The sequence below is a fragment of the Pseudoxanthomonas sp. 68-E7 genome (assembly GCF_057773145.1).
In genome coordinates this window covers 252,604-274,437 of record NZ_JBYMTI010000006.1, presented here as the reverse complement: position 1 = coordinate 274,437, position 21,834 = coordinate 252,604, and the positions used below count along the sequence as shown (strand labels likewise).

Below are 21,834 nucleotides of genomic sequence, written 5' to 3'. Positions count from 1 at the left end.
CCTAGTCCTGCGAACGCTTGGTCGGCGCCTTGGCCTCGGTGCCGAAGTCGGCGATGCGCCACAGGTACTGGGCGGCGTAGGTCCGGTACGGTCCCCAGCGCTCGCCGCGGGCCACCAGTTCCTTCGGCGTCGGCGCGGTTTCCAGCCGGTCGACGAACTGCGCGCCCTTGCGCACGCCAAGATCGTCCACCGGCAGCACGTCGGGGCGGCCGAGCCGGAACATCAGCATCATCTCCACGGTCCAGCGACCGATGCCGCGAATCGGCACCAGCGCCTCGACGATCGCGTCCTCGCTCATCGTCGACATCCGCCGCAGATCGGGAATCTCCCCGCGCGCCTCGCGCGCGGCCAGATCGCGCAGCGCCAGGGTCTTGTTGCCGGAAACGCCACAGGCTCGCAGCGCCGCATCGTCAATCTTTCCCAGGGTGTCGAAATGCAGCCGGGCGCTGCCGATGGCCGTTTCCACCCGTCCGACGATCGTCGCCGCCGCCTTGCCGCTGAGTTGCTGGTAGAGGATCGCGCGGGCGAGCGCATCGACCGGATCGAACGGCTTGCGCCAGCTGGGCTGCGGTTCGATGTAGCCGATCCGCTTCATCCAGGTGCCCAGCTTGCGGTCGCGCCGGCTCAAGTGTTCGAACGCCGCCTCGGTATCGAATCCGCGCGAATAACGGGGCATGGCCTCACCTGCGCACGGCGTCGAGGGCCCACAGCAGCCAGCCCGCCATCAGCGCCATGCCGCCGGCCGGCGCCAGTTGGGTGGACAGGCCGGCGAACACCGCCGCGATCAGGCTGCCGGAGAACAGCAGGGTACCGGCCAACAGCAGGAACAGGCCCGCCTTTCCCAGCCAACGCGTCGTCCCCGGCGCCAGCGCGGCCAGCGCGACGCCGTGCCCGAACGCGAACAGCGCCGCCGTTTCCAGTCGCGACTGCGCCAGCGCTTCGACGGTGGCATGGGCGGCATAGGCGGACAGGCCCACCGAGGCGCCGGCCAGCAGGCCGCCGCAGAGGGCGAAGACGGAGGGTTTGCGTTGGCGTCGGTCGTAGTGCATCAGCGTGGCGTCCTGCGGGTGCCGGCGAGCGCCTGTCCGTCGTGGAAAAACGGTCGCACAAAAAAACAACGCGCCGCTGTGGGCGGCGCGTTGTCGGGTTCACGCATGGGACCTTGCACGGACAAGGCAGGAATCCCGAAGCGGATTACTTGATGGCCCAGTAGATGTCGAACTGGCCGTTCTCGGTGAACGAGTTGTCCACGCCGCTCTTCCAGGACTCGTACGGACGGTCGACCACTTCGTAACCGTTGGTGACAGCCCAGGCGCGCAGGGCGCTGCGGCTGGCATCCAGTTCGGCCATGAAGCCGGTGTAGTTGGCGAACGCGGAACGGTGGGCCTTGGTGACCACGTGCTCGACCGGCGCGCCGGACGGGATGGTGACCTTCAGATCACCCGTGGAAGCGACCGGGGTCGAGGTGGCCGGGACCGGGACCGGAATCGGGTTGCCGTCCTTGTCCTTGGCGTCGGCGCCCGGGGTCTTCGGACCGGTGCCCGCCTTGCGGACCGGCACGGCCACGTCGAACGCGTACTTCTCGGCGCCGAAATCGGTGGTGATGATGCGGACCGGGCCGGCAGCTTCCAGGCCGTTGGCGTCCATCACCCGCTTGATCCATTCCTGGTTGGCCTTGATCGAGGCCTTGATGGCGTCGTTGCTGCGATCGATGTTGCCGGCGTTGACGACCAGCAGGTCCTCGGCGGGCAGCTCGACGAGCTTCAGGCCGGTCAGCTTGCTGCCTTCGGTGCGGTAGTCGAAGTTCGGCACCGTGGCGAGCATGTTGGTCAGCTTGGACAGGCCGGCCTTGACCGCGTCGCCGACGTGGCGGCTGACATACATGCCGGCGTAGCGGCCGATCAGGTTCCAGCCATAGGTGACTTCATAGGACTGGGTGATCTTGACGTTGCGGTTGTTCTTGCCGGTCGGTTCCAGGTCGAACGTGGTGACCTTGTCCGTACCCAGCTTCTGGTCGGTGATCGCGTAGACGATCTTGCCGGTGCCGCCGTTCGGCGCCGGGCGCTCGCTGGCGGTGATTTCCCAGCTGCCCTTGCCCCACTGGCCCTTGGAATCGAAGTCGACGCGCGCGCCGACGCCGGCGTGGCCTTCATCGCCACCGGAATAGGAAAGTTCATTGGCCGCCTTGGGCAGCAGCGGACTCCAGTCCTTGAGACGGCGCACGTTGTTCAGCGTGTCGAACACGATGGTCATGCGGCGGTTGGTCTCGGCGCTTTCCTCAAGCTGGCGCTTGGAAGGCAGCACCAGGCCGATTACCAAAAACAGCGCCAGAACCAGCGCCAGTGCAATCAGGAACTCGATCAAACGGGTCATTCAGGGAGTCTCCGGGGGCCGGTGCCTCGGCCATTGAAAATGTGCACCGCGCATCCTAACAGGCTTGGCGGGTTCCGCGCAGCCTCTTCCGGGCCGGATCGCGCCCTCGTTTCACGGGTCCGGAAACACGCGCCCTTCACGGGGCTTCGACGCCGGAAATCCCCCTCCGGGCGCGGGCCAGCGGGGCCGGCGCCATGCGAATGCCTGTATCGGCGGGCGCATCCCGGCCGGGCACGGCGCCCGGCCGTCGCCCGTTTTCAGACCAGTTGCAGCTCGAACGCCTTCAGGACCGCGCGGGTGCGGTCGCGCACGCCGAGCTTGGAGAGGATGTTGGAGACGTGGTTCTTGATCGTCCCCTCGGCCACGCCCAGCGAATTGGCGATCTCCTTGTTGGAGAAACCACTGGCCATCAGGCGCAGGATTTCGGTCTCGCGATCGGTCAGCGGATCCGGGCGATCCAGGCTGACGAAATCATTGCGCATATGCTCCAGTCCGGACAGCAGGCGCTGGGTCACCGCCGGCTGCACCAGCGATCCGCCATCGGCCACCGTGCGGATGGCGCCGACCAGCTGTTCCAGCGACACGTCCTTCAGCAGGTAGCCCTTGGCGCCGGCCTTCAACCCCGCCAGCACCAGTTGATCGTCGTCGAAGGTGGTCAGGATGATGGCCGGCGGCAGTTGCCCCGACCGGGCCAGCGCCTGCAGCGCCTCCAGGCCCGACATCACCGGCATGCGCATGTCCATCAGGACCACGTCCGGCTTGATCTGGGGAATCATCTCCACGGCCTGCTTGCCGTCGGCCGCTTCGGCGACGACCTCGATGCCGTCGTCGAGCGCCAGCAGCGAGCGGATGCCCTGGCGCACCAGGGTTTGGTCATCGACCAGGCAGACACGGATCACAGGTTACCTCCAGGGGCTGTCTCGGACAGCGGTTCGGTTTCGGGGTCGGCACGCAGCGGGAGTACCCCGGTGCTCTCGGCCGCGGGCAGCCGGATATGCAGGCAGAAGCCCTTGCCGGGCTGGGTTTCGACGTTCAATGCGCCCCCGTACTGGGCCAGCCGCTCGGCCATGCCGCGCAGGCCGTTGCCGGAGACCACCGCGTCGGCGCCACCGCCATCGTCGCGGGCGTCGATGAGGATGCAGCCGGCCTCGCGGCGGCAATGCACCCACAGGTTGCGGGCACCGGCGTGGCGGACCGCATTGGTGATGATTTCCTGGGTGCAACGCAGCAATACGTGCGCCCGCTGGGGATCATCCAGGGTCAGCGGCTCCTCGATGTCCATGTGGATGGCCAGCGCCGGCACCTTTTCGGCCAGCGGCAGCAGCGCCGCGCCCAGGTCGATGGCGCCGCTGTCGCGGAGCTGGCTGACCGCCTCGCGCACGTCGGTGAGCAGCAACCGGGCCAGGGTATGGGCCTGGCGCACGTGTTCCTGGGCCTTGCCCTCGGTCATGTGCCCGGCCACTTCCAGGTTCAGGCTGAGCGCGGTCAGGTGATGGCCCAGCAGATCGTGCAGTTCGCGGGAGATGCGGGTGCGTTCGTTGACCCGCGCGCTCTCGGCCAGCAGCACCCGGGTGGCGCGCAGTTCCGCGTTCAGGCGGCGCTGCTCCTCGCGGGCCTCGGCCTGCTGGCGGGCCACGTAGGCGGTGATCAGGACGAAGGCGGCGAAACCCACGTAGAAGGCCGACTGGAACAGGGCCTCCCAGAAGTTGAAGTCCTCCAGGGCCATGAACGACCACACCAGCGGCGCATGCCCCAGCAGCAGCCAGGCGATGGCCACCCGCAGGTTCAGCAGCCAGGGCAGCACCCCGGCCACGATTACCATCAGCATCGCGCTCAGGCCGGTCCGGCTGTACACCCCCACCGCCACCGCGGCCAGGGTCAGCACCAGCGCCAGCGGGATGTTCCAGGCCTGCGACACCCGGCCGCCACGGGCCCCCAGCGAACGGGTGGCGAACCAGTAGCAGGCGCCGAAGGTGAAATAGGCCAGCGCGGTCAGCGGGATGTCCACGCCCTTGCCGTCCGCGCCGCTGGACGGTGGCAGGAACCACACGTTCAGGACGATCGGAATGCCGACCAGGGCCCAGGTGTACAGGCCGGTGGCGCGCAGCAGGCGGGTATGGCTGAGTCGTCCCAACATGGACGCAGTTTAGGGGCAATCATCGACTTCGGCCGCCCAACGAAAGTCATGCTGCCGGCCCCCCGGCTCCACCCCGGCCGGTTCACGGACCGCTTACCCGGAAGCTGCCACCCTCCCGCCACAAATGCGATAATCCGCCGTCGGCCGCGCCGCGCGGCCCGCCCCGAACGAAAGCCTTCTGCAAGACCTCCCGCCCGGAGTTGAGTAATGTCGATTGTCATCCGCGACGTGCGCGAGCACGAGCTGGATTCCGTCCTAGCCCTGAACAACAATGCCGGACTGGCGATTCTGCCGCTGGATTCGGCCAAGCTTCACCGCTTCTACGAGCAGGCCGAATACTTCCGCGTCGCCGAACGCGACGGCAACCTGGCCGGTTTCCTGGTCGGCTTCGGCTCCCCGGCCGAGCATGACAGCAGCAACTTCGCCTGGTTCCGCGAGCGCTATCCGCAGTTCTTCTACATCGACCGCATCGTGGTCGCCAGCCGCCGTCGTGGCGGCGGTGTCGGCCGCGCGTTCTACGCGGACGTGCAGAGCTACGCCGAGCTGCGCTACCCGCAGCTGGCCTGCGAGGTGTTCCTGGATCACGGCGCCGACCCGGCGCTGCTGTTCCATGGCAGCTTCGGTTTCCGCGAGGTCGGCCAGAACCTGATGGCCGACGTCGACGTGCGCGCCAGCATGCTGATGAAGGAACTGTGCAGCTACCCGTGGGTGCAGGAAACCTACGGCGACGCCCTGCCCGACCTGCCCTGGGCCCGTACCCGCATGCTCGCCGCGGCGCGCGCCGAACGGCCGACCGGGACATGAGCGTGACCTCAGCGAACCTTGATTACGAACAGGCCGGCGAACTGAAGATCGGCCAGGTCGGCATCGCCAACCTGCGGGTCCGCACCCTGGATGTCGAACAACTGGTGCGCGAGATGCGCGAGCGGGTCGAGCGCGCACCCAAGCTGTTCGGCCGCGCCGCGGTCATCGTCGATTTCGGCGGCCTGATCCGCACCCCGGACGTGGACAGCGCGCGTGCGCTCATCGACGGCCTGCGCGGCGCCGGCGTCATCCCGGTGGCGCTGGCCTACGGCACCCGCGAGATCGAACAACTGGCCGAACAGCTCGGCCTGCCCCTGCTGGCCAAGTTCCGTGCCCAGTACGAGCGCGTGGACGCGGCCCCGCCCGCCCCCGCGCGCCCGGCGCCCGCCCCGGAACCGGCGCCCGCGCCCAAGCCCGCCGCCGCGGCCAAGGCGGCGGCCAACGCAGGCAAGCCGGGCCTGATGCAGAAGACCCCGGTGCGCTCGGGCCAGCAGCTGTACGCGGAGAATCGCGACCTGACCGTGCTCAACACCGTCGGCGCCGGCGCCGAAGTCATCGCCGACGGTTCCATCCACATTTATGGCGCCCTGCGCGGCCGTGCCCTGGCCGGCGCGCAAGGCAATACCGACGCGCGGATTTTCTGCCGCGAATTCCATGCCGAACTGGTCGCCATCGCCGGCCACTACAAGGTGATGGAGGAAGTACCCAAGGAACTGCGCGGCAAGGCCGTGCAGATCTGGCTGGACCAGGACCAACTCAAGATCGCCGCCCAGGACTGACGCGGCCCTACCTCACTAGAAGAACGACCAAGGAGAACACCATTGGCTGAAATCATCGTAGTCACGTCCGGCAAGGGCGGCGTCGGCAAGACCACCACCAGCGCCAGCATCGCCTGCGGCCTTGCCCGTCGCGGCAAGAAGGTCGCGGTCATCGACTTCGACGTCGGCCTGCGCAACCTCGACCTGATCATGGGCTGCGAACGCCGCGTGGTGTACGACTTCGTCAATGTCACCCAGGGCGAGGCCACCCTGAAGCAGGCGCTGATCAAGGACAAGCGTTTCGAGACGCTGTACGTCCTGGCCGCCTCGCAGACGCGCGACAAGGACGCGCTGACCAAGGAAGGCGTGGAGAAGGTGCTGAAGGACCTGGGCGACGACGGCTTCGACTACGTGGTCTGCGATTCGCCGGCCGGCATCGAGAAGGGCGCGTTCCTGGCGATGTATTTCGCCGACCAGGCAATCGTGGTGGTCAATCCGGAAGTGTCTTCGGTGCGCGACTCCGATCGCATCCTCGGCCTGCTGGATTCCAAGACCCGCCGCGCCGAGAACGGCGAGCCGCTGAAGGCCAACCTGCTGCTGACCCGCTACAGCCCCGCGCGCGTCGAAGGCGGCGAGATGCTGAGCATCAAGGACGTGGAGGAAGTGCTGGGCCTGAAGACCCTGGGCGTGATTCCCGAGTCCGGCGACGTGCTCAACGCCTCCAACAAGGGCGAGCCGGTGATCCTGGATCTGGAATCGCCGGCCGGCCAGGCCTACGACGACACGGTCGCCCGCCTGCTGGGCGAGGAGCGCCCGCTGCGTTTCATCACCCTGGAGAAGAAGGGCTTCTTCAGCAAGCTGTTCGGAGGTTAAGGCATGGGTCTGTTCGATTTCCTGCGTACCAAGAAGAACACCGCCGAAACCGCCAAGAACCGCCTGCAGATCATCATCGCGCAGGAACGTTCCTCGCGCGGCGGTCCGGATTACCTGCCGCTGCTGCGCCGCGAGTTGCTGGAGGTGATCAAGAAGTACGTCAACGTGGACGCCGAGGCGGTCAAGGTCGACCTGATCAAGGACGGCGAACACGACGTGCTCGACATCTCGGTCGCCCTGCCGGAAGGCCAGGGCTGACCTGGGGCCTCGTCCCGAGCCGGCCCGCGCCGGGCCGGCTCATGCCATAGTCGGCAAACCTTCACCGCCAGGATTTCCGACGTGGATGCCCAATCGTTTTGCCGTTGCCGGCGTGGCTTGATCATGGTCACCGCGTTGTGGGCCACGACCGCGATGGCCCAGTCCGCTGCGCCGGCTCCGGATTCCCCGGCGCCGGAAGCCTCCACCGGCACCCAGGCCGATCCCTGGCAGGCCGAGCAGGACAAGCGCATCGGTCTGGGCGATGAACTGCTGAAAAAAGGCCAGCCCGAAGCCGCCATCCGGGAGGCGTTCGATCCGGTCATCCAGGCCTACGAAGCGCGCTACGCGGGCGACGGCAAGATCTACTTCAGCTCCCGCGACTCCGCCGAGACCCTGATGTACCTGTTGGGGGTGGCCGCCGAACACGACCGCGGCGAGGGGCGCGGCGATGCCGTGGCGCTGGGGCCGACCTGGGCCCAAGGCTACTACGGCAAGGCCTACGCACTCATCGAACTGAACCGCTTCGACGAGGCCGCCACGGCGCTGGACCGGGCCCTGGAGCTCTCGCCGGCCAACTCGCAGTTCCTGACCGAACGCGGTTATGTGTACCGCGCCAGCCGCGAGTGGGACAAGATGCTGGCCAGCAACCAGGCGGCACTGGAGCATGCGCAGTTCACCCCGGAATCACTGCGCGAGGGCGTACGCGCACGCGCGTTGCGGGGTGCCGGCTATGCCCTGATCGAACTGGACCGGCTGGACGAAGCCGAACGTCATTTCCGCGATTCGCTGAAAATCGAACCCGAGAACCAGGTCGCCTTGGGCGAGCTGGATTACATCAAGCAGCTGCGCAAGAAAAAACCATGAACGCCCCCGCCCCGCCCTCCGCCGAACCCGAAGTCCTGCGCGTGCGTGATCGCGTGTTCGCCGATCTGGCGGAACTGCTGGCCTGCTACGGGCTGCGCCTGCATCACGTGGCCGACGGCGAGAAGATTCCCGGCAGCTTCTGGGGCGAACCGGAAGCCGGCGTGATCGCCGACAACGTCTATGTGCGCGGCGACACGCCGCTGCATTCGATGCTGCACGAGGCCTGCCACCTGATCGTGCTGACCCCGGAGCGACGCGCGGCGGTGCACACCGACGCCACCGATTCGGACATCGAGGAAGACGCCACCTGCTACCTGCAGATCCTGCTGGCCGACGGCATTGCCGGCGTCGGACGCGGGCGCCTGATGGCGGACATGGACGCCTGGGGCTATTCGTTCCGGCTGGGCACCACCCGCGACTGGTTCGAAGGCGACGCCGAGGACGCGCGCAGTTGGCTGGGCGAGCGGGATCTGCTGGTGCCCCGCTTCGGACAGCGGCACGCGGCCTGACATGCCCGCCACACCGCACGCGCCCTACCCGCCGCTGGGCGCGCATTGGGACGGCCTGACGGTGCTGGCGCGCGGCGCCAATCGCCTGTGCGCGGCGGACCCGGACGACGCCGGGCATTGCCTCAAGTTCGAACTCGCGGCCGTTGAACGCACCCGTGCGGGAACGCGCGCGCGCCTGCGCCGCCTGCTGGCGCGGCACCTGCCCGCGCTGGGCGAGAACGCCACCGAACTGCGTGCATGGCAACGCCTGCATGCCCGGATTGGCGAGCGGCTCGACGCCTGGCTGGCGCCCTGCCGGGGCATCGTTGACACGCGCTGGGGACCGGCGCTGCGCTGCGCGCTGATCCGCGATGCCGACGGCGGGCCCGCGCGCAGCCTGTACGCACATCTGTTCGACGGCAGCCCGCATACCCCGGCCTCGCTATGCACCGCGGTCGATGCGATCGAACGGGAACTGCTGGCCCACGACGTGCCTCTGTTCGATCTGAATGCCGGCAACTTCGTCGTCACCGGCGCCGGCGCGGAACCCCGGCTGGTCTGCGTGGATGCCAAGTCCACCCTGAGCAGCAAGGAAATCCTGCCGTTCTCGCGCTGGTCGCGACGCTTGATGCACCGCAAGATCCGGCGCCGGGCCGAACGGCTGCGCCAGCGCATCCGCGCCGCCCTTGCGGACGCACCGCCGCCGCACTAGCCTTCCGGGTTCCTGCGCCCGCCGCACCCCTGAAGGACATCCCGTGAAGCAACGCCATCTCCTGCTCGCACTCGCCATCGGCGCCAGCGTGCTGGCCCTGTCCGCCTGCAACAAGGACGACGCCCAGGACGCCGCCGCGCCGGCCGCCGCCCCCAAGGGCGAGACCGCGGATCAGTTCATCGCCCGGGTGAACCAGGAACTGCGCAAGATGTATCCGGAAATCACCGCCTCGCAGTGGTTGTCCAACACCTACATCAACGACGACAGCCAGTTGCTGGAAGCCAAATACAACGAGCGCTACCTGGCGCAGCTGAACGTGTGGATCGAGCAGGCCAGGAAGTTCGAGGGCCAGCAGATGTCGCCGGAAACCGCGCGCGCCATCCAGTTGCTCAAGCTGTCCACCGCCATGCCCGCGCCGAAGGATCCGGCCAAGCTGGAGGAACTCACCAAGCTGGCGTCCAAGATGGGTGGCATGTACGGCGCGGGCAAGTACTGCACGGGCGAAGGCGACGCCAAAAAGTGCCGCGATCTGGGCCAACTGGAAGACGTGCTGCGCAGCAGCCGCGACTACGACGCGCAACTGGATGCCTGGCAGGGCTGGCACACCATCGCCCAGCCGATGCGCAAGGACTACACCCGCTTCGCCGAACTGGTCAATGAAGGCGCCAAGGAACTGGGTTACGCCGACGCCGGCGAAATGTGGCGCAGCGGCTACGACATGACCCCGGCGGAAATCGCCGCCGAGACCGATCGCCTGTGGGGCCAGGTCAAGCCGCTGTACGAACAGCTGCACTGCTACACCCGCACCAAGCTGCAGGCCACCTATGGCGTGGAGAAGGGCCAGGTCAACGGCATGCTGCCGGCGCACCTGACCGGCAACATGTGGCAGCAGGACTGGGGCAACCTGTGGGACATGCTGCAGCCGTACAAGAACGCCGGCAGCCTGGACATCAGCGAGGCGCTGAAGGCGCAGTACCAGGCCGACTTCGTCAAGGAACTGGGCAAGGCCGGCCCGGCGCCGACGACCGAACAGCAGTTCCAGGCCGAACGCGCCGCGCAGCTGGCGGTGGCCAGGCAGATGACCGAACGCGCGCAGGATTTCTACGTGTCGCTGGGCATGCCCAAGCTGCCTGAGAGCTACTGGTCCAAGACCCAGTTCATCAAACCGCTGGACCGCGACGTGGTCTGCCACGCCAGCGCCTGGGACATGAACATGGGCGGCGAACCCGGCGGCGGTCCGGACGTGCGCACCAAGATGTGCATCAAGCCCAACGAGGAAGATTTCACCACCATCTACCACGAGCTGGGCCACGTCTATTACTACCTGGCCTACAACAAGCTGCCGCCGCTGTTCCAGAACGGCGCGCATGACGGCTTCCACGAGGCCATCGGCGACACCATCGTGCTGGCGATGACGCCGGATTACCTCAAGTCCATCGGCCTGGTCGGCGATCAGCAGCAGAGCCACGACGCGCTGATCAACGCGCAGATGCGCATGGCCCTCGCCAAGGTCTCCTTCATGCCGTTCGGCCTGATGATCGATCGCTGGCGCTGGGGCGTGTTCGACGGTTCGATCAAGCCGGCCGACTACAACCGGGCCTGGTGGGATCTGAAGGCGCGTTACCAGGGCGTGGCGCCGGTGAGCGCGCGCGGCGAGGACTTCTTCGATCCGGGCGCCAAGTACCACGTGCCGGGCAACACGCCGTACACGCGCTACTTCCTCTCGCACATCCTGCAGTTCCAGTTCTACAAGGGCCTGTGCGACGCCGCCGGCTACAAGGGCCCGCTGTACAACTGCAGCTTCTATGGCAACAAGGTCGCCGGCCAGCGCTTCTGGGCAATGCTGGAAAAGGGCGCCAGCCAGCCGTGGCAGGCCACGCTGAAGGAACTCACCGGCACCGAGAAGATGGACGCCAGCGCGGTGCTGGAATACTTCGCGCCGCTGCAGGAATGGCTGAAGCAGCAGAACGAAGGCCAGACCTGCGGTTGGCAGGCACCGCCGGCCGCGACCACCGCGGCCGCACCCGTGGCGCCGGCGGAACCGGCTAAAAAGAAGGGCTGACCTCCCCTTGCGGGAACTGGACAGGGCCGGCGCAAGCCGGCCTTGTTCGTTGCGCGGTCGGATAACGCCGTGTTGTGGCGAAAGTGCGTCGCCTGCGGGCAGGCCCCAGGCATTCCAGACTCGGCTGGCGCGGCCGGACGGATGCCGATTCGGCGCGCGCTCCCCATGGCCTGTTCGCGATGTCCGGATCACGCGACAGGATTTCGACCTCCACCGCCCTGCTTCACCGTCACTTCAAGGACGGCGGCGATGCTGGCGCCCCGCCTTGATGGAATCACGCATGCCCACCGTCTTCGCCCATGCCCTGGTGCCCGCCGCGATCGGTCTTGGCCTCGGTCGCCGGCGCATTCCACCGCGCTTGCTGCTGGCCGGCGCGATGGCGGCGATGCTGCCGGATGCGGATGTGGTCGCGTTCAAGTTCGGCATCGCCTATGCCGATGCGCTGGGCCATCGCGGCGCCAGCCATTCCATCGTGTTCGCGCTGGTCATGGGCGCATTGGCCGCGCTGTTCCGGCGGTCGCTGCGCACGACGGCGATGGGCGCCTTCCTCTTCGTCGGCCTGTCCGCCCTGTCCCATCCCCTGCTGGACATGCTGACCAACGGTGGCCTGGGCGTAGCCCTGCTGTGGCCGTGGTCGGAGCAGCGTTTCTTCGCACCGTGGCAGGTCATCGAAGTATCGCCGTTCGCACACCGCTTCTTCAGCGCGCGCGGCGTGGAGGTACTGCTGTCCGAGGCCCGCTGGATCGGCCTGCCGGCGCTGCTGCTGACGGCAACGCTCGCCGCGCCCCGCCGCCTGTGGGAGCGACGTCAGTCGCGATGAAGCATCCCGAGCGTCCCGGTCGCGACTGACGTCGCTCCTGCGGGGACATCCTTCAATGCTGGGTGGGCGCCGCGTCCGCTTCGGCATCGGCCTCTTCGCCGCCGGCGCGCATGTCCGCTTCCAGCTTCTTCTCGAAATCTTCCAGGCTCATGCCCTGCGCCGCGGCTTCGATGACCGCGGTGTCGCGCAGTTCGTCCGAATAGACCAGGCGCACCGGCTGGCCGTTGGCCTCGTGCAACGCGGCGGCGCGCTTGATCATCGCCAGCACTTCGGCGGCGCTGTCGGAACTGCCGGCGATGCGGCCGTCCATGCCCAGCACCCACACGCCGGCCTGGCGCACGATACCGGCCAGCAGATCACCCTGCGGATTGCGCAGTTCGGCATGCGGCTCGATCGCCGGCGCGTTCGCGCGGGCCAGGTTGCGCGCCTTGATCACCTTGCGCTTCTTGGCGTCGCGGCGGGCCTTTGAATTCGTGGACATCGGGGATTCCTTGATTGAAGCTCAGATTTGATCGGTGGGTTCCAGCGCCGCGGGTTCCTTCGGGCAGGCCTCGGCGCGCTTGCTCACATGGGCTTCCCAACGCCACATCACCCAACCGCCCAGCGTGAGCACGCCCGCGCCCAGCGCCAGCCACAGGCCATGACGGCTCAGCAGCGCCGAGATCACGCCGGCGATGATGGTGTTGATCAGCAGGTTGCTGAAGGCCTGCAGCGACGAGGCCGCGCCACGCTGGCGCGGATACATGTCGAGGATGGCCAGGGTGAGGATCGGGAAGATCAGCGCCACGCCGAACGCGGACAGGCACATCGGCAACACCGCCCACGGAATGCCGATGGCGTCGCCGGCCCACGCGTTGTAGGCGATGTTGGCGATCGTCGACACGCCCATGCAGGCGAAGCCGATGCGGGTCAACCGGGTGCCGCTGATGCGTCCGGCCGCGCGCCCGGACACGAACGCGCCCAGGGTCATGCCGCCGATGGTGGGCAGGAACAGCCAGGCGAACTGCTGCTCGTTCAGGCCCAGCCGATCCATCACGAAAATGGGCGCCGAGGCGATGTACAGGAAGATGCCGCCGAAACTCAGCGAGCCGGCCAGCGCCAGCCGCTGGAAGCGCGGATTCAGGGCGATGGCGAAGTAATCGCGCAGCAGGTGCTTCGGCGAGACCTTCACCCGCACTTCCGGCGGATGCGTCTCCGGCAACCACACGCCCACCGTCAGCAGCAACAGCAGCGAGAAGCCGGCCAGGAACCAGAAGATCACCGGCCACGCGCTCCAGCCCAGGATCCAGCCGCCGATGATCGGCGCGATCGCCGGGGCGATGCCGAAAATCATCGACACCTGGCTCATCAGCCGCTGCGCGTCGTCGCCGTGCAGCACGTCGCGGATCACCGCGCGGCCGACGATGAAGCCCACGCCGGCGGAGAATCCCTGCAACGCGCGGAACAGCAGCAGCGTGGCCATGTCCTGCGACAGCGCGCAGCCGATCGAGGCCAGCAGGAACACGAACAGGCCGCCCAGGATCACCTTGCGCCGGCCGAACGCGTCCGACAGCGGACCATGCACCAGGCTCATCAGCGCATAGGTCAGCAGGTACACGCTGATCACCTGCTGCATCGCCAGCTTGTCCACGCCCAGCTGCGAACCCATCGCATTGAACGCGGGGAAGATGGTGTCGATGGAGAACGGGCCGAACATCGCCAGCCCGCCCAGCAACAGGGCCAGGCGGCGGTTGGACGGCAGCTTGCGGACGCCGGTCATGGCGCGCTCCCGGCGGCGGCGGACGGATCCACCGGTGGCGAGGTCGGCGGCCCCTTCAGCTCGACCGTGTTGCCTTCCGGATCCTCCAGGTACTGGGACGGCCCCATGCCGTCGGCACCATAGCGCTCGCCGAACTCGCCCAGGTTCGCCCCGGCCGCCTGCAGGTAGGCCGCCAGCGCCTCGCGATCGAAGGGTTCCACCCGCAGGCACAGATGATCGACATTGCGGCCGCCGGCGCCCGGCGCGGCCCCGCCCAGCCGGCCCAGCTTGCCGTCCACCGGGACCAGGTCGATCAGCGACTCCCCGGCCCGCAGTTGCAGCAGGCCCAGCTCCGGCCGGTCCCGCTCCACGGCGCAGCCCAGCACCCCGCAATAGAAGGCGCGCATGGCCGCCAGGTCGCGGACACGCAGGACCACGTGGTCCAGGCGCAGCAGTCGGAAGGGGGGCGCATTCATGAACAGGGATGCCGGCGCGGGGAGCCGGACATGGTAAGGCCAACCGGGACGGTGCGGGCGGCCGCAGGCTATAATCCGCGCCGCAAGACCAGGTGGGAGAAGCGGGGAAACCCGCTGCCGAAGGCGCAAACGCCCGTAATCGCTCAGGCCCGATACCACCGCCGCTGCAAACACTCTGGAGAGATCGGCCACGCGCCGGCGCCGAAGGGGCACGAAGCACCCCGCGACCTCGTCCGCGGCGCTTCCAAACTCTCAGGCAAAAGGACAGAGGGGCACCCACGTGCGCACTTCGCACGCCCGGCTTCATGCCTTTTCCGGATGCCCCTGCCCATGTCCCAGACTCCGTCCTCGCTTCGCGATCTCGAGCACCACGACGCTTTCATCGCCCGCCACATCGGTCCCAACGATGCCGAAATCGCGCACATGCTGCGCGTGGTCGGCCACGACTCGCTGGAGGCGATGACCGACGCCATCGTCCCGGCCAACATCAAGTCCGCCGCGCCGCTGGCCCTGCCCGCCGCGATGACCGAAGAGGAAGCGCTGGCCAAGATCCGCGCCGTCGCCGACAAGAACCAGGTGTTCAGGAGCTTCATCGGCCAGGGCTACTACGGCACCCACACCCCCAAGGTGATCCTGCGCAACATCCTGGAGAACCCGGCCTGGTACACCGCCTACACCCCGTACCAGGCGGAAATCTCGCAGGGCCGCATGGAAGCGCTGATCAACTTCCAGACCATGATCACCGACCTGACCGGCATGGAAATCGCCAGCGCCTCGCTGCTGGACGAAGCCACCGCCGCCGCCGAGGCGATGACCCTGGCCAAGCGCTCGGCCAAGTCCAAATCCAACGTGTTCCTGGTCGCCGGCGATACCCATCCGCAGACGATCGAAGTGCTGCAGACCCGCGCCGAACCGCTCGGCCTGACCGTCGAGATCGTGCGGTCGACCGACGCGTTCCATGAAAAGCTGGCCGCCGGCGACTACTTCGGCGTGCTGGTGCAGTACCCTGCCTCCAGCGGCTGGCTGGAGGAATGGGGCCGCGACGCGGAGATCATCCATGGCCACCAGGCGCTGTTCGTCATGGCCACCGATCTGCTGGCGCTGACCCTGCTCAAGACCCCGGGCGAAATGGGCGCCGACATCGTGGTCGGCAACACCCAGCGCTTCGGCGTGCCGTTCGGCTTCGGCGGCCCGCACGCGGCCTTCATGGCCTGCCGCGACGCCTACAAGCGCTCCATGCCTGGCCGCCTGATCGGCGTGTCGGTGGACGCCGACGGCAATCCCGCCTACCGCCTGACCCTGCAGACCCGCGAGCAGCACATCCGCCGCGAGAAGGCCACCTCCAACATCTGCACCGCGCAGGTGCTGCTGGCGGTGATGGCCTCGATGTACGCGGTCTACCACGGTCCGGAAGGCCTGACCCGCATCGCCAGCCGGGTGGCCCGCCTGACCGCCATCCTCGCCGAAGGCCTGCGCTCGCTCGGCCATGCGTCCGTGCATGCCAGTGCGTTCGACACCCTGTGCATCGACGCCGGCGACGCCGCCCAGGCGATCCTGGCCCGCGCCAAACTGGCCCGCATCAACCTGCGCGTGCGCGGCAACGGCTCGCTGTGCATCTCGCTGGACGAAACCACCACCCGCGCCGACGTGGAAGCGCTGTGGAGCGTGTTCGCCAATCCCGGCGCCTCCCTGCCGACCATCGACGCGCTGGACGCCACCGCGCCGTCGCTGATTCCGGAAGCCCTGCGCCGCACCAGCGCGTTCCTGACCCACCCGGTGTTCAACACCCACCACAGCGAGCACGAGCTGCTGCGCTACATGCGCGCGCTCGCTGACAAGGATCTGGCGATGGATCGCACCATGATCCCGCTGGGCAGCTGCACCATGAAGCTCAACGCCACCGCCGAGATGATCCCGGTGACCTGGCCGGAGTTCGGCAACCTGCATCCGCTGGCGCCCGCCGACCAGGCGCAGGGCTACAAGGAACTGATCGACGGCCTGGAAGCCATGCTGGTCGAATGCACCGGCTACGACTCGGTCAGCCTGCAGCCCAACTCCGGCGCGCAGGGCGAGTACGCCGGCCTGCTGGCCATCCGCGCCTACCACCGCTCGCGCGGCGAGGCCAAGCGCGACATCTGCCTGATTCCCGAATCCGCGCACGGCACAAACCCGGCCAGCGCGCAGATGTGCGGCATGCAGGTGGTGGTCACCAAGTGCGACAGCAACGGCAACGTCGATGTCGAGGACATCCGCCGCGCCGCCGAGAAGTACAGCGATCGCCTGGCCGCGATCATGATGACCTACCCCTCCACCCACGGCGTGTTCGAAGAGGACGTGGTGGAGATCTGCAACATCATCCACCAGCATGGCGGCCAGGTGTACACCGACGGCGCCAACATGAACGCGCTGGTCGGCGTGGCCAAGCCGGGCAAGTGGGGTTCGGACGTTTCCCACCTCAACCTGCACAAGACCTTCTGCATTCCGCACGGCGGCGGCGGCCCGGGCGTGGGCCCGTGCGCGGTCAAGTCGCACTTGGCACCGTTCCTGCCGCGCACGCTGGGCGGCGAAGGCGACGTGGGCATGGTGTCGGCGGCCAGCTTCGGCAGCGCCAGCATCCTGCCGATCAGCTGGATGTACATCACCCTGATGGGCGCGGCCGGCCTGCGCAAGGCCACCCAGGTGGCGCTGCTCAACGCCAACTACATCGCCAAGCGCCTGGCCCCGCACTACGAGACTCTGTACACCGGCCGCAACGGCCTGGTCGCGCATGAGTGCATCCTGGATCTGCGTCCGCTCAAGGACGCCACCGGCATCAGCGCCGAGGACGTGGCCAAGCGCCTGATCGACTTCGGCTTCCACGCCCCCACCCTGAGCTTCCCGGTGGCCGGCACGCTGATGGTCGAACCGACCGAGAGCGAATCGCAGCACGAACTGGATCGCTTCATCGACGCGATGATCCAGATCCGCGACGAAATCCGCGCGGTCGAGGACGGCCGCCTGGATCGCGAGGACAACCCGCTCAAGCACGCCCCGCACACCGCCACCCAGGTCAGCGCCAGCGAATGGACCCACGCCTACCCGCGCGAGCTGGCCGCCTTCCCGCTGCCCAGCCTCAAGCTGCAGAAGTACTGGCCGCCGGTGGCGCGCGTGGACAACGTGCATGGCGACAAGAACGTGTTCTGCAGCTGCATCCCGGTGGAAGCCTTCGCCGGCGAACCGGAAGCCTTCAGCGAGCCGAACGTGATGTGAATTTGATTGCAGTTTGTCGAGAAAAGCCCCGCTGATGCGGGGCTTTTCTTTTCCCGGGCTGACAGCCATGGTCGGTCACCGCGTACTATTCACACCAGAAGTCGGAAACCTCGCTGATACGAGCCGCACGTCAAGACATGAGCCCAGCACATCCATTGCTCTTAAAATTCAAGCAGATCCTTTGCTTTCTTAAAGAAGCCGCCATTATCCTGTTGGCAGCATGGCTCGCCATTCTGGCTGGGGAAATCATCTACCGGGGAGCAGGAAATACGTTTGACTGGCTAAGGACCACCCTTACCCCCAGTATTGTTTCCGCATGCTATTTGAGCCTGTTAATTGCTGGTACGCGATTGTTGTTTTCGCTTCCCGCTGCCATCGGTTCCGGAGTATTGGCCTTCCTGCTTTATTCCATTGCCAATCACATCAAATTCGAAAAACTTGGCAGTTCGATTAACTCGAGCGATTTCCTGTTGTCGGGCCAATATCGCGGCGTTGTCGAAATTCTCTGGGGCACTGGTGCGTTCTGGGTTTTCTTGGTCCTGATCATGGCATGTGGCTGGCTACTATGGCTCGCACGCCGTCATTTATTTCGCAAATCTTTTCCACCTCCCGCCGGCATGGCTGTTCATGCCATCTGCGCCGCATCTTTCCTTATGCTGGCGGCGCTTCCCGACTACAACTTCAAGAATGCCCGTTTCCGCGGCAGTGCCGTGGCGACTGGGCTGGATCATTTGGGCATTTCCAATTTCAACTGGGACCCCGAGGCCAACACACGCGCCAACGGACAGTTGCTCAGTTTGCTGATGAACGCTAGTACCGCGCTCATCCTTCCACCTGCTGAATACAACGAGGACGCGATACGGCGGGTGCTTTCAAGCCAGAGCAGCGCGCCAGCTTCGCCATCAGGACGACCCGATATCATCGTTATCATGAATGAGGCGTGGTGGGATCCGACCCTGCTGCCGGGTGTTGGATTTTCAGATGCCTTGCTCTCCGAGCTTGAGAGTGGGTCACGCAGCAACTTGTTCTCTCCCATTTTTGGAGGTTATACCGCCAACACAGAGTTCGAGTTCATCACCCGGCTGTCCAATGCAAATCTGCCTGTCGGAAGTATTCCGTACGCACAATACGTCAACCGCCCTATCCCGACACTGGCGTCAGACTTCAACGCACTTGGATACGAAACGATTGCCATCCACCCCTATAGCAGCCATTTCTGGAATCGGGACAAAGCATATCCCCGTTTCGGTTTCTCGCGCTTCGAGTCTACGGACAACGCTTCATTCGAGGGCGCCAGTTCGGGATTCGTGAAAGACACGGTGCTGTCCCGCTTCATAGCGGACGAACTTGACAAGGGAGACACACCGAAGTTCATTTTCGCCGTAAGCATGCAGAATCATGGCCCTTACCTTGATGGTTCCCATCGCTATGCGGACAAACCGCGCATCAATATAAAACCGAAAGGACGACTGAATCCGGAAGCCGTCGATCTGCTCAGCACATATGCTACAGGCGTACGCGACGCGGTGACGGGCTTCAACCAACTGGTTCGACACATCCGGAATTCCGGTCGCCCGACCCTGCTAGTAATGTTCGGTGACCACCTGCCATTCCTGGGCGACGACTTCCTTGTCTACCATCAGAGCGGTTTCATCAGCTCTCAGGACCCCACGCATTGGACTCCCGAGGACAAACGCAAGATGCATACTTTACCGGTGGTTGCATGGACCAATGGAGCACCCGCGCTGTTACCACAGGAACAGTTCAGTCCGATTTATCTTGGGACCTGGATTAAACGTTCGGTTGGCCTGCCGCTGAACTCCATGGATCGACTCTTGCTCGAGCTTCAGACCAGCCATCCCATTGTGGCCCGACCTGGCGACTATACCTCCACGGAGTCTTCGGACGACCTGATGCAACAATATCGCGCTGTGCAATACGACATCCTGTTCGGGGAAAATTTCGCCTATCCCCTGCTTCGGCCAGATGCAACATCTGCTTCCAGATAGCGCCAGCCCAAGAATCATCAACTGCCCAGCACCTTGATCATATTCAAGCTGGTCACCAGATACCCCAGCCGCGCATACAACGCCTGCGCGCCCGCGTTGTGGGCAAACACATGCAGGCCAATCCGGTCGATGCCCAGCGCGCGCACCTGCGCTTCCATCGCCGCGAACGCCGCCGCCGCATGACCACGGCGGCGATGCGCCGGATGCACACGCACGTCATACACATGCACCTGCCGCTGTTCGCCCTCGGTGTATACGCCGTACCACAGCGAACCCACCACGCCGGCATCGCCCGCCACGATCTCGAATAGATGGTGATCCGGCGTCGCCGTACCCTGCGGCAACAGCTGCGCAAAGGCGGCCTGCGAACGTTCCAGCGCGCCTTCGGCGAGCCAGCGCCCGGCGGAGACATTTTCTTCCGCGTAATTTTCCACTGCGGCATGCAGGAACGCGCGGAATGCACGCTCGCTCATCGGGACCAGCGAAACTTCGGACATGGGCGAAAGAAACGGGACGGGAGCCCGACTCTATCCCACTCCCGGGTCATACGCGTGGCGGTGGCCCGGCCGGAATCGCCGGACGGGTGCCATCGCTGAGCGCCATCAGTTGGCAGAAGGTCGCGTCGTAGGCGGCCGCTTCCTCCTGGTAGCCGGCCATCGCCTGGAACGGACTACGCAGCGACAGCTTGTGTGCGACCGCGCGCAGCCGCTCGCCTTCCGGATGCGTCTGCACGAGCGCCGCCATCCAGACGGTTAGCGCTTCCAGTTGGCCGATGGCGCGCGCGTCGGTGGCTTCCAGCCGGCATAGGTGGGTTTGGATCTGGGTGTCTGACAAAAGCATGCAATCGGATTCCGACAGAGGGGCGTCGCCGCAAAGCCCCCTCTCCGCGTCGTTGGTGTCCCTCACGCGGCGGGCGCAGCGGATCGGACAGGCCGCACCCACCGTGGTCATTCACCGTTCGGGCGGGTGAAGCCGGAACTGAATATCCCGCGCCCCGTATTCAGCGACAGCCGCGTCATGTCCGGTAGGGGGCGTGCCCCGTGCCACGCCTGTGCCTGCTCAGCCCTTGCCGGCCGGCAACGGTTCCTCGTCCTGATCGTAAGCCGGCGGATAGTAGAGATTGAGCGTCTTCAGGAAGGTCCGCCCCGTGTTGCGGATCTCGTGGCGCTCGCCGTGCTCGATCACCAGCAGGCTGCCCGCGCGCAGCGTCTGCCGCTCGCCCTCGATGGTCGCCACGCCGGTACCGGACACCACGTACAACCACTGATCCGCACCACGATGCCGATTGTCCGGCCCGCCTTCCGCCTCACCCGGCGCGATGACCATTTCCGCCGCCTGCACCTCCCGCACCGCGAACGCGGTACGAAAGCCTTGTCCAAATCGCAGGTGTTTGTAGTGCATGCCGACTCCAGATGATTGCCGCGGCAACAGCCGTGATCGATACGCCCCCTTCCCCCGCTTCGCGGGGGAAGGTGCCCGAAGGGCGGATGGGGGCAAACCCTGTCGCCAACATGGCGATGGCGTCATCACTGCGACGTCGAGCCTGCGGTGGCCTGGGTTCGCCCAGGCACCCCGCCGACTCAATGCCGCAGATTCACCTCCGCCACCCGGTCGCGATAGTGCTTCTTCGGATCCATGCCCAGCATCAACTTCACGCCGGCCAGCATCGGGTTTTCGTTCAACCAGATTTCCGCGTGCTCGGCCTCGAAGCGCAACAGACACAGGCGCGGATCCTCCATTCCGCCTTCGTACCAGGCGGCCAGATAGGGATTCCACAACCGATCCACCACGTCGCGATCCATGTGCTGCACCAACGTGCCGTTGATGCTGGCGAACAAATCATGGCCCTTGGCCGAGAACGTCGCGATGGCCCGTTGCGGCGTGTCCACGCGCTGGGCCAGGCGGTTGTCGGTGGTGGTGAAGAACCAGATCGGGCCGTGCCCTTCCTCCTCCACCTGCGCGGTCATCGGACGAGTATGTCCGTCCTCGGCGCCCTCCAGACCGATCATCACGACCATGTCGGACTTGAGCAGCTTCCAGAATTTCTTTTCGAGTTCCTGCGGCGTGTGCATGACGATACTCCCTCGAAACAGGGTGGCTTCACGCTAGCCCCGCGCATGTCACGCCGCCGTCAAGCAAGCGTTATCGGGCTGATAGTCGCGTCCGCCAGCCGGCACGCCTTCTCCGCCTGTTCACGCCGACGGGACTAACAC

General features: G+C 66.2%; 23 protein-coding genes and 1 riboswitch. Of the genes, 11 read left to right on the top strand and 12 right to left on the bottom strand.

Annotated features, from left to right (window positions below; genetic code table 11):
- Position 1: 1 nt before the first annotated feature.
- The 5 genes from AC3DE2_RS16125 to AC3DE2_RS16105 all read right to left on the bottom strand — a co-directional run bounded on the left by AC3DE2_RS16125 (position 2) and on the right by AC3DE2_RS16105 (position 4,510).
- Positions 2-676: a DNA-3-methyladenine glycosylase family protein gene (locus AC3DE2_RS16125; protein WP_295379511.1), complete on the bottom strand. Its 675-nt coding sequence runs from the start codon at positions 674-676 to the stop codon at positions 2-4.
- Between the two features lie 4 nt (positions 677-680).
- On the bottom strand, positions 681-1,049 hold the full coding sequence (locus AC3DE2_RS16120) for a DUF423 domain-containing protein (protein WP_295379514.1): 369 nt from the start codon (positions 1,047-1,049) through the stop codon (positions 681-683).
- Between the two features lie 145 nt (positions 1,050-1,194).
- On the bottom strand, positions 1,195-2,373 hold the full coding sequence (locus tag AC3DE2_RS16115; protein WP_488427025.1) for a polyketide cyclase: 1,179 nt from the start codon (positions 2,371-2,373) through the stop codon (positions 1,195-1,197).
- Positions 2,374-2,630: 257 nt separating this feature from the next.
- Positions 2,631-3,272 carry a response regulator gene (locus AC3DE2_RS16110; protein ID WP_454570346.1) on the bottom strand — a complete coding sequence of 214 codons (642 nt, stop codon included), beginning with the start codon at positions 3,270-3,272 and terminating at the stop codon, positions 2,631-2,633.
- Entirely contained in the window at positions 3,269-4,510 is a 1,242-nt protein-coding gene (locus AC3DE2_RS16105) for a sensor histidine kinase (protein WP_488427024.1), read from the bottom strand. Before AC3DE2_RS16105 ends, AC3DE2_RS16110 begins: the two co-directional genes overlap by 4 nt.
- Positions 4,511-4,717: 207 nt before the next feature.
- On the opposite strand from AC3DE2_RS16105, the gene AC3DE2_RS16100 reads away from it, so the two are divergent.
- From AC3DE2_RS16100 to AC3DE2_RS16060, 9 genes are all read left to right on the top strand, one after another.
- Positions 4,718-5,314, top strand: coding sequence for a GNAT family N-acetyltransferase (locus AC3DE2_RS16100; protein WP_295379826.1), 597 nt, complete (start codon positions 4,718-4,720; stop codon positions 5,312-5,314).
- The gene (gene minC, locus AC3DE2_RS16095) at positions 5,311-6,093 is read left to right on the top strand and encodes a septum site-determining protein MinC (protein ID WP_488427023.1); all 783 of its coding nucleotides are present in this window, start codon (positions 5,311-5,313) and stop codon (positions 6,091-6,093) included. The genes AC3DE2_RS16100 and minC overlap by 4 nt, the downstream gene beginning before the upstream one ends.
- A gap of 42 nt (positions 6,094-6,135) precedes the next feature.
- A complete protein-coding gene (gene minD, locus AC3DE2_RS16090) occupies positions 6,136-6,945 on the top strand; it encodes a septum site-determining protein MinD (RefSeq protein WP_295379824.1) in 810 nt (269 codons plus the stop codon).
- 3 nt (positions 6,946-6,948) lie between these two features.
- Positions 6,949-7,203 (top strand): cell division topological specificity factor MinE, encoded by a 255-nt coding sequence (gene minE / locus AC3DE2_RS16085; protein ID WP_141456118.1) that lies wholly within the window; start codon positions 6,949-6,951, stop codon positions 7,201-7,203.
- Positions 7,204-7,284: 81 nt separating this feature from the next.
- Positions 7,285-8,067 carry a tetratricopeptide repeat protein gene (locus AC3DE2_RS16080; RefSeq protein WP_488427022.1) on the top strand — a complete coding sequence of 261 codons (783 nt, stop codon included), beginning with the start codon at positions 7,285-7,287 and terminating at the stop codon, positions 8,065-8,067.
- Positions 8,064-8,576 (top strand): hypothetical protein, encoded by a 513-nt coding sequence (locus AC3DE2_RS16075; protein ID WP_295382188.1) that lies wholly within the window; start codon positions 8,064-8,066, stop codon positions 8,574-8,576. The genes AC3DE2_RS16080 and AC3DE2_RS16075 overlap by 4 nt, the downstream gene beginning before the upstream one ends.
- A gap of 1 nt (position 8,577) precedes the next feature.
- Positions 8,578-9,267 carry a YrbL family protein gene (locus AC3DE2_RS16070; RefSeq protein ID WP_488427021.1) on the top strand — a complete coding sequence of 230 codons (690 nt, stop codon included), beginning with the start codon at positions 8,578-8,580 and terminating at the stop codon, positions 9,265-9,267.
- Between the two features lie 43 nt (positions 9,268-9,310).
- Complete coding sequence (locus AC3DE2_RS16065) at positions 9,311-11,329, top strand: M2 family metallopeptidase (protein ID WP_488427020.1); 2,019 nt, start codon at positions 9,311-9,313, stop codon at positions 11,327-11,329.
- Between the two features lie 280 nt (positions 11,330-11,609).
- Positions 11,610-12,149 carry a metal-dependent hydrolase gene (locus AC3DE2_RS16060; RefSeq protein WP_488427019.1) on the top strand — a complete coding sequence of 180 codons (540 nt, stop codon included), beginning with the start codon at positions 11,610-11,612 and terminating at the stop codon, positions 12,147-12,149.
- Between the two features lie 52 nt (positions 12,150-12,201).
- On the opposite strand, the gene AC3DE2_RS16055 is transcribed toward AC3DE2_RS16060, so the two are convergent.
- Genes AC3DE2_RS16055 through AC3DE2_RS16045 form a run of 3 tightly spaced genes read right to left on the bottom strand, consistent with a single transcriptional unit; the run spans position 12,202 to position 14,363 of the window.
- The gene (locus AC3DE2_RS16055) at positions 12,202-12,630 is read right to left on the bottom strand and encodes a hypothetical protein (RefSeq protein WP_488427018.1); all 429 of its coding nucleotides are present in this window, start codon (positions 12,628-12,630) and stop codon (positions 12,202-12,204) included.
- A gap of 21 nt (positions 12,631-12,651) precedes the next feature.
- Complete coding sequence (locus tag AC3DE2_RS16050) at positions 12,652-13,908, bottom strand: multidrug effflux MFS transporter (RefSeq protein WP_488427017.1); 1,257 nt, start codon at positions 13,906-13,908, stop codon at positions 12,652-12,654.
- Positions 13,905-14,363, bottom strand: coding sequence for a VOC family protein (locus AC3DE2_RS16045; protein WP_488427016.1), 459 nt, complete (start codon positions 14,361-14,363; stop codon positions 13,905-13,907). The genes AC3DE2_RS16050 and AC3DE2_RS16045 overlap by 4 nt, the downstream gene beginning before the upstream one ends.
- Before the next feature lie 165 nt (positions 14,364-14,528).
- Positions 14,529-14,641, top strand: a riboswitch (glycine riboswitch).
- A gap of 52 nt (positions 14,642-14,693) precedes the next feature.
- Here AC3DE2_RS16045 and gcvP point away from each other — a divergent pair.
- Both gcvP and AC3DE2_RS16035 read left to right on the top strand, forming a co-directional pair.
- Positions 14,694-17,612 (top strand): aminomethyl-transferring glycine dehydrogenase, encoded by a 2,919-nt coding sequence (gcvP, locus tag AC3DE2_RS16040; protein WP_488427015.1) that lies wholly within the window; start codon positions 14,694-14,696, stop codon positions 17,610-17,612.
- A 137-nt stretch (positions 17,613-17,749) separates the two neighbouring features.
- The gene (locus tag AC3DE2_RS16035; RefSeq protein WP_488427014.1) at positions 17,750-19,621 is read left to right on the top strand and encodes an LTA synthase family protein; all 1,872 of its coding nucleotides are present in this window, start codon (positions 17,750-17,752) and stop codon (positions 19,619-19,621) included.
- A 17-nt stretch (positions 19,622-19,638) separates the two neighbouring features.
- On the opposite strand, the gene AC3DE2_RS16030 is transcribed toward AC3DE2_RS16035, so the two are convergent.
- From AC3DE2_RS16030 to AC3DE2_RS16015, 4 genes are all read right to left on the bottom strand, one after another.
- On the bottom strand, positions 19,639-20,118 hold the full coding sequence (locus AC3DE2_RS16030; protein ID WP_488427013.1) for a GNAT family N-acetyltransferase: 480 nt from the start codon (positions 20,116-20,118) through the stop codon (positions 19,639-19,641).
- 46 nt (positions 20,119-20,164) lie between these two features.
- Positions 20,165-20,461, bottom strand: coding sequence for a hypothetical protein (locus AC3DE2_RS16025; protein WP_295382173.1), 297 nt, complete (start codon positions 20,459-20,461; stop codon positions 20,165-20,167).
- 219 nt (positions 20,462-20,680) lie between these two features.
- Entirely contained in the window at positions 20,681-21,022 is a 342-nt protein-coding gene (locus AC3DE2_RS16020; protein ID WP_488427012.1) for a cupin domain-containing protein, read from the bottom strand.
- A 179-nt stretch (positions 21,023-21,201) separates the two neighbouring features.
- Entirely contained in the window at positions 21,202-21,693 is a 492-nt protein-coding gene (locus tag AC3DE2_RS16015; protein ID WP_295382169.1) for a pyridoxamine 5'-phosphate oxidase family protein, read from the bottom strand.
- Between the last annotated feature and the right edge of the window lie 141 nt (positions 21,694-21,834).

Bases quoted from the DNA above. Each gene is read 5' to 3' on its own strand.
- gcvP (WP_488427015.1), top strand. From the start codon at position 14,694: ATGTCCCAGACTCCGTCCTCGCTTCGCGATCTCGAGCACCACGACGCT.
- AC3DE2_RS16045 (WP_488427016.1), bottom strand. From the start codon at position 14,363: ATGAATGCGCCCCCCTTCCGACTGCTGCGCCTGGACCACGTGGTCCTG.
- AC3DE2_RS16060 (WP_488427019.1), top strand. From the start codon at position 11,610: ATGCCCACCGTCTTCGCCCATGCCCTGGTGCCCGCCGCGATCGGTCTT.
- minE (WP_141456118.1), top strand. From the start codon at position 6,949: ATGGGTCTGTTCGATTTCCTGCGTACCAAGAAGAACACCGCCGAAACC.
- AC3DE2_RS16120 (WP_295379514.1), bottom strand. From the start codon at position 1,049: ATGCACTACGACCGACGCCAACGCAAACCCTCCGTCTTCGCCCTCTGC.
- AC3DE2_RS16015 (WP_295382169.1), bottom strand. From the start codon at position 21,693: ATGCACACGCCGCAGGAACTCGAAAAGAAATTCTGGAAGCTGCTCAAG.
- AC3DE2_RS16055 (WP_488427018.1), bottom strand. From the start codon at position 12,630: ATGTCCACGAATTCAAAGGCCCGCCGCGACGCCAAGAAGCGCAAGGTG.
- AC3DE2_RS16105 (WP_488427024.1), bottom strand. From the start codon at position 4,510: ATGTTGGGACGACTCAGCCATACCCGCCTGCTGCGCGCCACCGGCCTG.
- AC3DE2_RS16020 (WP_488427012.1), bottom strand. From the start codon at position 21,022: ATGCACTACAAACACCTGCGATTTGGACAAGGCTTTCGTACCGCGTTC.
- minC (WP_488427023.1), top strand. From the start codon at position 5,311: ATGAGCGTGACCTCAGCGAACCTTGATTACGAACAGGCCGGCGAACTG.
- AC3DE2_RS16115 (WP_488427025.1), bottom strand. From the start codon at position 2,373: ATGACCCGTTTGATCGAGTTCCTGATTGCACTGGCGCTGGTTCTGGCG.
- AC3DE2_RS16030 (WP_488427013.1), bottom strand. From the start codon at position 20,118: ATGTCCGAAGTTTCGCTGGTCCCGATGAGCGAGCGTGCATTCCGCGCG.
- AC3DE2_RS16070 (WP_488427021.1), top strand. From the start codon at position 8,578: ATGCCCGCCACACCGCACGCGCCCTACCCGCCGCTGGGCGCGCATTGG.
- AC3DE2_RS16125 (WP_295379511.1), bottom strand. From the start codon at position 676: ATGCCCCGTTATTCGCGCGGATTCGATACCGAGGCGGCGTTCGAACAC.
- AC3DE2_RS16025 (WP_295382173.1), bottom strand. From the start codon at position 20,461: ATGCTTTTGTCAGACACCCAGATCCAAACCCACCTATGCCGGCTGGAA.
- AC3DE2_RS16050 (WP_488427017.1), bottom strand. From the start codon at position 13,908: ATGACCGGCGTCCGCAAGCTGCCGTCCAACCGCCGCCTGGCCCTGTTG.
- AC3DE2_RS16100 (WP_295379826.1), top strand. From the start codon at position 4,718: ATGTCGATTGTCATCCGCGACGTGCGCGAGCACGAGCTGGATTCCGTC.
- AC3DE2_RS16035 (WP_488427014.1), top strand. From the start codon at position 17,750: ATGAGCCCAGCACATCCATTGCTCTTAAAATTCAAGCAGATCCTTTGC.
- AC3DE2_RS16075 (WP_295382188.1), top strand. From the start codon at position 8,064: ATGAACGCCCCCGCCCCGCCCTCCGCCGAACCCGAAGTCCTGCGCGTG.